Here is a 10,827-nt window from a genome sequence, read left to right as displayed (position 1 = left end):
GTATAAAGAACTTCTTTTGAAATTATCTAAGAAATGCCCATTGGTCTCTAAAAGCAAAGGAACTATTTTATTTCTTATTTTATTTCTCAAATAATCGTTTTTCTTATTGGAAATATCTTCCCTAAATTGGATGTTGGACTTTTCTGCAAATTCGTAAATGTCTTCCTTGGAAAAAGAAAGTAAAGGTCTCAGAATCTGATTTTCATTAGCAGGGATTCCGCTTAATCCTTTAATTCCCGATGCTTTGGAAAGATTGATCAGGAAAGTTTCCAGTTGATCGTTCAGATGATGGGCGGTAACTAAAAAATCTAAATTTTCCTGATTCCGTATTTTATTAAAAAAAGAATAACGTAAATCTCTTGCCCAAAGCTGTATGGAGTTTTCAGGTGTTTTATCTCTTTCCGAAACTTCATATAAATGAAAAGGAATTGAATGCTGATTGCAAAAATCCTGAACTACCCTTTGGTCTGAATCAGAATCTTCACCCCGTAATTTGTAATTGATGTGAGCAACATGAAATAATGATTTATCTTCTTGTGAAGAGAAAAATGAATGAAATAAATTCAATAAAACCATAGAATCTGCTCCTCCGCTTACTGCTAAAAGATAAGTATGGCTCTGAGGAGTTTTTATGAGATGTTCCAGTTGAATTTTAAAACTTGATTTGTTGAGCATTACGTCAATCTGATTTCTTTCACACAAAGATAATTCATAAAATTAAATTCAATTCCCTACCTTTGATTTGTCTAAAAAAGATTAACTTATGAAGATTTTAAAAGTTTTAACAGTTTCTGCGATGGTGTTGGGATTGACATCTTGCGTCAGCAAAAAGCAATATGATGCTTTGAGCACCAACTATAAGCAGTGTATTGAAAACATTGGAGAAAGACAACGTGAAATTCAGGATCTGAAAGCTCAGAATTCTGCACTGTCAGGAGAAAATAACCTCCTTAAGAGTCAACACGACGCGCTGAAATCATCTTTGGATGCCTGTTTGTCCAATACAGGTAAAAGTTCAGCAAACATTGATAAGTTAGTAGGAGAAATTAATGCATCTAATGCATACATTAAACAATTGATTTCTTCCAATGCTAAAAATGACAGTCTGAATCTTGCATTATCCAACAAGTTAAAAAGATCTCTTGATAATGTGGCAGATGATGATGTGCAGGTAAAAGTATTAAAAGGAGTGGTAATGATCTCTCTTTCTGATAAAATGTTATACAAAACAGGAGATTACAATGTATTACCGGAAGCACAAGAAGTGCTAGGTAAAGTGGCTAAAGTAATCAATGACTATGATAAATATTCTGTACTTATTGAAGGAAATACAGATAATGCACCCTTGAATTCAATGAATTTGCCAAGAGATAACTGGGACCTTTCTGCGTTAAGAGGAACAGCTGTTGCTAAAATCTTGCAGACTCAGTTTGGTGTAGATCCTGCAAGAATTACAGCAGGAGGACGTTCAGAATATAATCCTAAAGCAACCAATATGAGTGTTTCAGGAAGAGCTGAAAACAGAAGAACTGAAATCATCATTATGCCGAAACTGGATGAATTCATGAAACTGATGGATATCGCACCGATAAAGAAATAAGAAATAAAACTTTCTAATAACAATAAATCCCGGAATTTCCGGGATTTATTGTTTAATCAAATTAACTCTTCTTTTTTCAATAATGAAATAATCTTTTGAAAAAATGAATTGGGTACTTTTTTTTGGTTTTTGTTGATTGGAGGAATATCTGTGTTATTAGATTTTTTTATTTCCTTGTGGGATAAATTTTTTTTCATCATTTTTTCTCATGATTGTTTAATTAGCTTTTTACAAATTTACTTTTTAAATAACCGGGAAACCTCAGGGTTTTTACGGATTTTTTTCGGGATTTTCCCTATTTTTGAAAATCAATTGTTTTACCTTAATTTAGAAGAAATTTACAGGATGAGCTATTTTGAAGAGAAAGACCCGGAAATGGACCGATATTTAGAAACTCATGCTTCTAATGAACCCGATATTTTGAAAAAACTGAGAAGAGAAACTTATCAGAAAACGACTCAGCCTCATATGATTTCCGGTTATCAGCAGGGGAGACTTTTGACGATTATCTCTCAAATGTTACGTCCTGAAAAAATTTTGGAAATAGGTACCTTTACAGGATATGCCACCTTATGCTTAGCTGAAGGATTGGCTGAAGAAGGAAGGCTGATTACTTTGGATGTGAATGAAGATCTCGCTTATCTTCCTCGGAAGTATTTTGGAGAAAGTAGATATGCTCATCAGATTGATTTTAAGATTGAGGATGCAAAAGACTTTTTAAAAACCACCGATGAAATTTTTGATCTGATATTTATTGATGCAGATAAAGAAAATTATACAGAATATTTCAGACTCATCAAAGACAGAACCCGATCCGGATCAGTAATTATGTTTGATAATGTACTTTGGTATGGAAAGGTATTGGAAGAAAATTCTAAGCAGAAATCAACACAGGATATCAAGCTGCTTAATGATTTGATTGCAAAAGATGACGACTTTGAAAATCTTATTTTACCTTTGCGTGACGGAGTGAATTTTCTCCGGAAAAAATAAAAACGAGACCTGAAATCTCATTCAATATTATGAATAAAGGAATTTGTATTGTTACGGTAGCACCTGTACGTGCAGAAAACTCTGACAGAGCAGAAATTGTTACGGAAATATTATTCGGTGAAAGTGCTGATATTTTGGAAGTTAATAAAAACTGGACTAAAATAAAAATGCATTATGATGACTATGAAGGCTGGATGGATACAAAGCAAATCAAACCCGTATCTGATGAAGAACTTGCCCATAGAAAAGTAACGGTAATTACCGAAGATTTTTCCTCAGTTATGATGAATGATGGAAGAACACTCCTTTCTATGGGATCGGAGGTGGAGTTTCCTGCTGTAGCCTCAAGGAGAAGTCATGATCTGCGTGAAAGTATTGCATTGACGGCTAAGGAATTTTTAAATGTTCCTTATTTGTGGGGTGGAAAAAGTTTTTTTGCCGTAGATTGCTCCGGATTTGTACAGTTGATTTACAAAATTCATAATGTTAAATTGCCAAGGGACACCTATCAGCAGGCCGAAGTGGGTGAGCCGCTAAGTTTTGTAGAAGAAAGCCAACCGGGAGATCTGGCTTTTTTTGAAAATTCCGAAGGGAAGATTATTCATGTGGGAATTATGCTGGATAACCAAAAGATCATTCATGCTTCAGGAAAAGTAAGAATTGATACTTTAGATTCTACAGGTATTTTCAATAAAGAAATGAATAAGCATACTCATAAACTAAGAGTTATAAAAAACGTTCTTTAATTTAGTTATAATGTCCAAGCTGTTATTATCGATAAATATATTGTTGCTTATTTCACTTTGGATTTTTACGGGAACTCACTATTCAGGGTTGCCGGATACAATTCCTACTCATTTTGATTTTCACGGGGAAGTCGATGGGCAGGGGCATAAAAGAATGATATGGTTTTTGCCGGCCATTGCTACTTTTATTTTTTTACTTTTTGTATCGCTTTCAAGAATGCCTAATTCACCTATGCTGAATGTACCCAAGGAATTTCGTAAGAAAGAGCCTCTAGGAATAATGCTTTTTAGTATGTTGATTCCACTACAGCTCTTATTAGGAAGTATTGTTATGGAAAGTATTTCTGTGGCACAGAATAAGAAGGATGGTTTAAGTAATTTTTCGTTTGTTTTAGTAGGGATGTTGTTTGTGGTTATAGGAATTAATATTTTCATCATGTACAGAAAGAAAAGAAATGAAGAAGTCTAAAGAAAACTCAGAATATTATCAGTGGGGAGATCATTGGATCTTACGAGATTCTCCTCAGTTATCTGTTAAGCGGAAATCAATGTCTTCTCCTACTGCAGAAAAGACTCATTTTCATGAGAAAGCTGAACAGGCTTTTTATATACTAAAAGGGAAAGCGGTATTTCATCTTAATAATGAAAGGTATATAATGCGAGAAGGAGAATCTATTTGTATTCTTCCCAAGACTGTACATTATATATCTAATGAGTCGGATGATCTACTTGATTTTTTAGCTGTTTCCAGCTCCACTACTAAGAATGACAGGGTTTTAATATGATTTTTTTTTACAACATATTTGTAAATGCTCTCATTTTAGGAATGAGAATTTTCGCTTTATTTGACGAAAAAACCAAGAAAGGAATTAAAGGCAGAGACGAATCTCTGTCTATTATAAAGTCCTCATTTTCAAAAAGTGATAAAGTTATTTGGATGCATGCTGCCAGTCTGGGTGAGTATGAGCAAGGGCTTCCTGTTCTTGAAAAACTGAAAAAATCATTTCCTGAACATAAAATTCTTGTTACTTTTTTCTCACCCTCAGGATATGAAAATGTGATTAAAAAGAATCATCCTGCTGATGCTGTATGCTATCTTCCTTTTGATAAAAAAGCCATCGTTAAAGAGTTTGTAGGAAATCTTAATATAGAATTATTTTTTACCGTTAAATATGATTACTGGTATAATCTGCTGCGGGAGCTAAAAAACAGAAATATTAGAACTTATGTAATTTCGGCTCTTTTTTATGACCGGCAGGTATACTTCAAATCTTATGGTAAATGGTTCGTGAAACAGCTTAGAAAAAATATTGACTGGTTTTTTCATCAGACTGTTTCTTCATGTAGTCTGGCAAAAAGTATAGGACTTGATAATTCTTCTATAGCAGGGGACACGAGATTTGACAGAGTAAGACAACTGCGGATTCAGGCTAATACAATAGAAAATATTGAGGATTTTATAGATCATAAAAAAACAATCGTTTTTGGAAGCTCATGGGAAGCTGAAGAAAAAATTTTAGCACATATTGCACGAGAAAATCCATACATTAAACTGATTATTGCTCCTCATGATTTAAAAAGAGTTCCAAGGCTTAAGCAGAATTTTCCTGATGCTGTTTTGTATAGCGAAATATATAAAAATTTAAGTTTTCCAGCAAAAGAAGCTCAAATCTTAATAATTGACAGTATCGGATTATTGTCAAAGTTATATTCGTATGCGGGTATTGCAGTAGTAGGAGGTGGTTTTCATAATGCAGGTCTACACAATATTCTAGAAGCGGCCACTTTTGGAGTACCTGTTATCTTTGGAAACCATTACAAAAAAAATCCGGAAGCTGATGAACTGATCGATAGAAACGGAGGCCGTTCATTTGATGATGAAGTTTCAGCAACAACCTTTATTCTATCTTTATTACATGATGACAAATTACGCCATGAAATGTCAGGTAATGCGGAGAGATTCGTCAATGAGAAACCTAATTCTTCAGAACTTATCCTGAAACATATTCAGAGGGATTTTAATATCAACTGATTTAGTTGAATATCTTAGAATACTTCAGAAATCCATTAAGGGCCCAGTTAGCAGTGTAATACAAAGATTTTAAAGTGGAAAATCCCATGAAATCTTTATAAACGAGATACTGATCTTTAATGATATGTTTCTTCTTACGCGATACACTATTCTCGCGCATTCTGTATTTGGCTAATGTTTGCTTTACAGGATATCCTTCAGGTACCTGTTTTAAAAGATTGAGCCACATGACATGATCTTCGCGTTTACTATTGGCAGGAAATAGAAACTTTCCTATTCTTTGGCTGTCATACATCGTAGATACCGGAGCCAGTCTGCATGTTTTTAACAGATTGGAAAAAGTTACGATTTTATCAGCTAAGAAATCTTTTAATATAGGATGTAGATTTTCATCACATCGGGAATAGTTACAGTAAACCAATTCCACTTGATGCTCTTCCATATAGTTGACCATCGTCTCCAGATAATCAGGATACCAGAAATCATCTGAGTCCAGAAAAGCAACATACCTACCTTCCGCTCTTTTAAGGCTTTGATTTCTTGCATTTCCTGCTCCACCGTTCTTTTCTAAAACTTTAAGCTTAATTCTCGGGTCATTATACTTTCTGAGTATTTCTACCGTATTATCTGTGGAAAGATCATCTGTAATAAGCCACTCCCAATTGTCATAGGTCTGATTAAGAACAGATTGTATGGTTTCCTCAATAAATTCTGAGGAATTATAACATGGAGTTATGATGGATACCAGGTCTTTCATTTGTGTAATGATGTAAAATTAAAGTTTTATAAATCTTTTTTCATAAAAATGCCAAGATGTAACTCCTACAGCAATAACAAGAAGCATACAAACAACAGCCATTATATAAGGATTGTGATTGGCAAAAAGGCCAAGAGTAGTGAATACCCTGATGATTGGAAAGTGGAATATATAAATACCGTAAGTGAAATCCCCATACTTTCCAAAGTTATTTAGGAATTTAAATGAATAAGCAATATATAATACGATAATGCTCAGCATGATCGGTGAGAATAATTTAATATTAGCTATCAGATCTATCCATACGGTGATAATCGCAATAATGAAAAGAATATTTTTGTATTTGATGAATTTGTCAAAATTAAAGTAAATCAGCATTCCACCAATGAAATAGCATAAAGATCCGGGGATTTGTCGTGATATAGCCATTTTGCCGATGGATTCAAAATAATTTAAGAATAGCAGAGAGCAAAAATATAAGATAATTAAACTGGTGTTTCTGTACTTGTTATTTTTACCGAATAATAAAAAGATGAGCGGAACAAGGAAATAAAAACAAAATTCTATTTTAAGAGTCCAGAGCGCTCCGTTTACTGCTTGATTACCAAAAACTCCGGGTAGGGAAGGAGCCATGAAATTCATGAATAACGAATTCCAGAATACATATTTATAAACTCCGGGGTTACTGAAATAGTCAGAAAAAGATAAAGTACTTACCAAACTTAAAAATATAGCAGAAAGAAAGATGACCAGTAAGTAAGCAGGAAGAATCCTGTTGAACCTCTTTTTAATATACCTCTTTAAAGAAGTTGTTCTTTCATAGCTTCTTGCAATGAGAAATCCACTGACAATAAAAAATGCAAAAACAGCAATTTCTACGGGACTGTACATTAGGATGGCTAATTTATCTGTGGCGCTTAATACACCTAAGTGCCCTACAAATACTATAAAAGCTAACAGAACCCGTATGAAATCAAAATTATTTTTAGTTATATCCTGCATTTTTTTTAAGCAAAAATAACTCTTTTTTCTTTATATGTAAGCCAGTTTTTCTTAGGGTATTGGTAATAATGTAGATATTTTGTTTTATTGGGATGTGTTTATATAAAGGATTTAGGTTATATTTCTGTAAATTTATTGTTAAATGGAATTTTTATTAATTTTTTTTCAAAATAATAAAGGAGTAAAACAAATAAATCATAATTTTAAGCTTTCAAAAATTTGATCTATGAAGAAATTAGCTTTACTATTTACAGGATTATCATTATTAGCAATCACAGGATGTAATGATGATGATACTCCTGAACTGATATATCCTATTACAGGAACATGGCAGCCTGTGAAGGAAGTTATCACGGTTATTCCTATAGGAGGGGGTGGTGTTTCTGATGAAATTACATATTCCTCTTGCCAGCAGGAGTCCAGATGGGTATTTAATGAAAATAACTCAGGGAAAAGAACAGATAACGATGAAGCAGGAACTCCTGCTATATGTACAGTAGTGTCTGACCGTAATTTCACATATGTTTACGATAAAAGAGAAAAGGATATAGAAATCAAATATCAGGGAACAATGGCTTCAGATAAAGGAAAAGTAACCCTACTTAATGATAATAGCCTCAATCTGAAAATAGAAGATACGACAAATCCTAACGAATACCAGTCAGTTACTTATACTTTTAAAAGGATTCCTTAACAATAAGTAACAGCAATCAATAAAAAATCAGTCTCATCTTCTTAAGGTGAGATTTTTTATTGAAAAAATGGTAAATTGTAATTAATTAAAAATTAAAGCTCTATTTCTTTTAAAATCTTTAATTTTGTAAGTCTTGATATTATTTAATAAAAACAAAATAGATAAATAAAGTGTTTTACGATCATAAGCAGATAGAAAAAAAGTGGCAAAAATACTGGGAAGATAATCAAACCTATAAAACTTCCAATTCAACAGATAAACCTAAATTTTATGTACTCGATATGTTTCCGTATCCATCCGGAGCCGGGCTCCATGTGGGCCATCCGCTAGGGTATATAGCATCTGATATTTATGCCAGATATAAAAGACATCAGGGCTTTAACGTATTACATCCGATAGGCTATGACAGTTTTGGCCTTCCTGCTGAACAATATGCGATTCAGACAGGACAGCATCCTGCTATTACTACGGAAGAAAATATCAACAGGTATGAAGAACAAATGAAAAAGATAGGTTTTTCATTTGACTGGAGCAGAGAGGTAAGAACTTCAGATGCTTCCTTCTATAAATGGACACAATGGATTTTTATACAGCTGTTCCATTCCTGGTATAATAAAAATTCGGATAAAGCAGAACCTATAGACACCTTAATCAGACATTTTGAAGAAAAAGGAACGGAAGGGTTGAATGCTAATCAAAGTGATGAATTGAACTTTACGGCAGAAGAATGGAAAAGCGCTTCTGATATAGATAAAGAAGATATATTATTGAATTACCGTCTTGCTTACAGAGCTGAAACATTTGTCAACTGGTGCCCTGCATTAGGTACAGTATTGGCTAATGATGAGGTAAAGGACGGAAAATCTGAAAGAGGAGGATTTCCGGTATATCAAAAGAAAATGATGCAGTGGAGCATGAGGATTTCCGCATATTCCGAAAGATTGCTGCAAGGGCTTAAAACCTTGGACTGGCCGCAGCCGTTAAAAGATTCTCAGGAATATTGGATTGGAAAATCACAGGGAGCTCAGGTTCAGTTTCAGGTAGAAGGACACGATGAAATTGTTGAGGTATTTACTACAAGACCTGATACAATCTTTGGAGCCACCTTTATGGTATTGGCTCCGGAAAATCCGCTAGTAGAAACAATTACTACATCTGCTCAAAAAGCAGGAGTAGATACTTATATTGAGGAAACTTCCAAGAAAACCGAAAGAGACAGAATGTCTGACGTGAAAAACGTGAGTGGAGCATTCACCGGGAGTTATGCAGTTAATCCGTTCAGTGGAGAAAAAATGCCGATTTATATTTCAGACTATGTGTTAATGGGATACGGAACCGGTGCTGTAATGGCTGTTCCTGCACATGATGAAAGAGATCACAGATTTGCAAAAAAGTTTAATTTAGAAATTAAAAAAGTTGTGAAAACGGACGAAGACGTTCAGGAAGCTTCTTTTGATTCTAAAGATTCGGTTTGTGTGAATTCTGATTTCTTAAATGGATTAAATTATAATGATGCAAAATCAAAAATAATTTCTGAAATTGAAAACAAGGGAATAGGTCACGGAACGACGAACTACAGACAACGTGATGCGATTTTCTCAAGACAAAGATATTGGGGAGAACCTGTTCCTATATATTATAAGGAAGGAATGCCTTATACTTTGCCTATATCCGCATTGCCTTTGGAATTGCCTGAAGTGGAGAAATACTTACCGACAGAAGATGGTGATCCTCCATTAGGAAATGCAAAAGTTTTTGCCTGGGATGAAGCTCATCAGAAAGTGGTAGCTACCGATTTAATAGATGAAAAGACGGTTTTCCCGTTAGAATTATCTACCATGCCGGGATGGGCAGGAAGCTCATGGTACTTCTTACGTTATATGGACCCGAATGATCAGGAGTCTTTTGTTAAAAAAGATTTGGCAGATTATTGGGGACAGGTAGATTTATACATTGGAGGGAGTGAACATGCTACAGGTCATTTATTATATTCCCGTTTCTGGAATCTGTTTTTAAAAGACAGGGGTTGGATCAGTCATGATGAACCTTTCCGGAAATTAATCAATCAGGGAATGATCTTGGGAATGAGTGCTTTTGTATTTAGAATTGAAGGTACAAATACTTATGTTTCCAAATCCTTGGCAGTAGAACATACTACACAGAAAATTCATATTGATGTTTCTTTATTAAAAGGAACTTCGGATGAACTGGATACAGAGGCTTTCAAAAAATGGAGACCTGATTATGCCAACGCAGAGTTTATCCTGGAAGAGGGTAAATATATTACGGAACGTGAAGTGGAAAAAATGTCCAAGTCTAAATATAATGTAGTAAATCCGGATGTGATCTGTGAAGAATACGGAGCGGACGGGTTAAGATTATACGAAATGTTCCTGGGGCCTTTAGAGCAATCTAAACCTTGGAACACACAAGGATTAAGCGGTGTATATGGGTTCCTGAAAAAGTTCTGGAATTTATATTTCAATGGTGATGTTTTTGAAGTGTCAGATGAAGAACCTACAAAAGAAGAATACAAAGTATTGCATACCTTAATAAAGAAGGTTGTTTTTGATATTGAGAACTTCTCATTCAATACCTCTGTTTCTTCCTTTATGATCGCAGTGAACGAATTACAGAAATTGAAATGTAATAAACGCAATATTCTTGAGCCACTGGCTGTTATCATTTCTCCGTATGCCCCACATATCTGTGAAGAGCTTTGGAGCTTGCTTGGGCATCATAAATCCTTAGAATTTGAAAAGTTCCCGGAATTGAATGAAGCTTATCTGGTAGAAGATGAAATAGAATATCCGGTAAGTGTAAATGGTAAAACAAAATTTAAATTATCCTTATCCGCTAAGCTATCTGCAAAAGAAATTGAGGATTTGGTGATAAATGATCCTAAAATGCAACAAATTTTGGAAGGAAAAACACCTAAAAAAATCATTGTAGTGCCTCACAGAATTGTGAATATTGTAATTTAAAAAAAAATTAACATTGGTG

11 protein-coding genes are annotated in these 10,827 nt (G+C 34.2%); 8 read left to right on the top strand and 3 right to left on the bottom strand.

Going from position 1 to position 10,827, the window contains the following annotated elements; translation table 11 throughout:
• On the bottom strand, window positions 1-675 hold a 675-nt coding region (gene tilS / locus Q0A18_RS01140; RefSeq protein WP_292008330.1), incomplete at its 3' end, for a tRNA lysidine(34) synthetase TilS.
• Window positions 676-763: 88 nt separating this feature from the next.
• On the opposite strand from tilS, the gene Q0A18_RS01135 reads away from it, so the two are divergent.
• The 6 genes from Q0A18_RS01135 to Q0A18_RS01110 all read left to right on the top strand — a co-directional run bounded on the left by Q0A18_RS01135 (window position 764) and on the right by Q0A18_RS01110 (window position 5,371).
• The gene (locus tag Q0A18_RS01135) at window positions 764-1,600 is read left to right on the top strand and encodes an OmpA family protein (RefSeq protein WP_292008329.1); all 837 of its coding nucleotides are present in this window, start codon (window positions 764-766) and stop codon (window positions 1,598-1,600) included.
• A 345-nt stretch (window positions 1,601-1,945) separates the two neighbouring features.
• On the top strand, window positions 1,946-2,593 hold the full coding sequence (locus Q0A18_RS01130; RefSeq protein ID WP_292008328.1) for an O-methyltransferase: 648 nt from the start codon (window positions 1,946-1,948) through the stop codon (window positions 2,591-2,593).
• A 29-nt stretch (window positions 2,594-2,622) separates the two neighbouring features.
• On the top strand, window positions 2,623-3,339 hold the full coding sequence (locus Q0A18_RS01125; RefSeq protein ID WP_292008327.1) for a C40 family peptidase: 717 nt from the start codon (window positions 2,623-2,625) through the stop codon (window positions 3,337-3,339).
• A 10-nt stretch (window positions 3,340-3,349) separates the two neighbouring features.
• Window positions 3,350-3,808, top strand: coding sequence for a DUF1648 domain-containing protein (locus tag Q0A18_RS01120; RefSeq protein WP_292008326.1), 459 nt, complete (start codon window positions 3,350-3,352; stop codon window positions 3,806-3,808).
• Entirely contained in the window at window positions 3,795-4,124 is a 330-nt protein-coding gene (locus Q0A18_RS01115) for a cupin domain-containing protein (RefSeq protein ID WP_292008325.1), read from the top strand. The genes Q0A18_RS01120 and Q0A18_RS01115 overlap by 14 nt, the downstream gene beginning before the upstream one ends.
• Window positions 4,121-5,371, top strand: coding sequence for a glycosyltransferase N-terminal domain-containing protein (locus Q0A18_RS01110; protein ID WP_292008324.1), 1,251 nt, complete (start codon window positions 4,121-4,123; stop codon window positions 5,369-5,371). The genes Q0A18_RS01115 and Q0A18_RS01110 overlap by 4 nt, the downstream gene beginning before the upstream one ends.
• 1 nt (window position 5,372) lies before the next feature.
• Here Q0A18_RS01110 and Q0A18_RS01105 read toward each other — a convergent pair whose 3' ends face one another.
• Both Q0A18_RS01105 and Q0A18_RS01100 read right to left on the bottom strand, forming a co-directional pair.
• Window positions 5,373-6,128, bottom strand: a complete 756-nt coding sequence (locus tag Q0A18_RS01105) for a glycosyltransferase family 2 protein (RefSeq protein ID WP_292008323.1) — start codon at window positions 6,126-6,128, stop codon at window positions 5,373-5,375.
• 18 nt (window positions 6,129-6,146) lie between these two features.
• Window positions 6,147-7,130: an acyltransferase gene (locus Q0A18_RS01100; protein WP_292008322.1), complete on the bottom strand. Its 984-nt coding sequence runs from the start codon at window positions 7,128-7,130 to the stop codon at window positions 6,147-6,149.
• A gap of 226 nt (window positions 7,131-7,356) precedes the next feature.
• Between Q0A18_RS01100 and Q0A18_RS01095 the strand changes: the two genes are divergently transcribed.
• Window positions 7,357-7,824: a lipocalin family protein gene (locus Q0A18_RS01095; RefSeq protein ID WP_292008321.1), complete on the top strand. Its 468-nt coding sequence runs from the start codon at window positions 7,357-7,359 to the stop codon at window positions 7,822-7,824.
• Window positions 7,825-7,994: 170 nt separating this feature from the next.
• Window positions 7,995-10,808 carry a leucine--tRNA ligase gene (gene leuS, locus Q0A18_RS01090; RefSeq protein WP_292008320.1) on the top strand — a complete coding sequence of 938 codons (2,814 nt, stop codon included), beginning with the start codon at window positions 7,995-7,997 and terminating at the stop codon, window positions 10,806-10,808.
• Window positions 10,809-10,827: the final 19 nt, after the last annotated feature.

It is taken from the genome of Chryseobacterium sp., assembly GCF_022712095.1.
In the GTDB taxonomy this organism is placed as follows: domain Bacteria; phylum Bacteroidota; class Bacteroidia; order Flavobacteriales; family Weeksellaceae; genus Chryseobacterium.
This window is presented reverse-complemented; position numbering and strand designations above follow the sequence as displayed.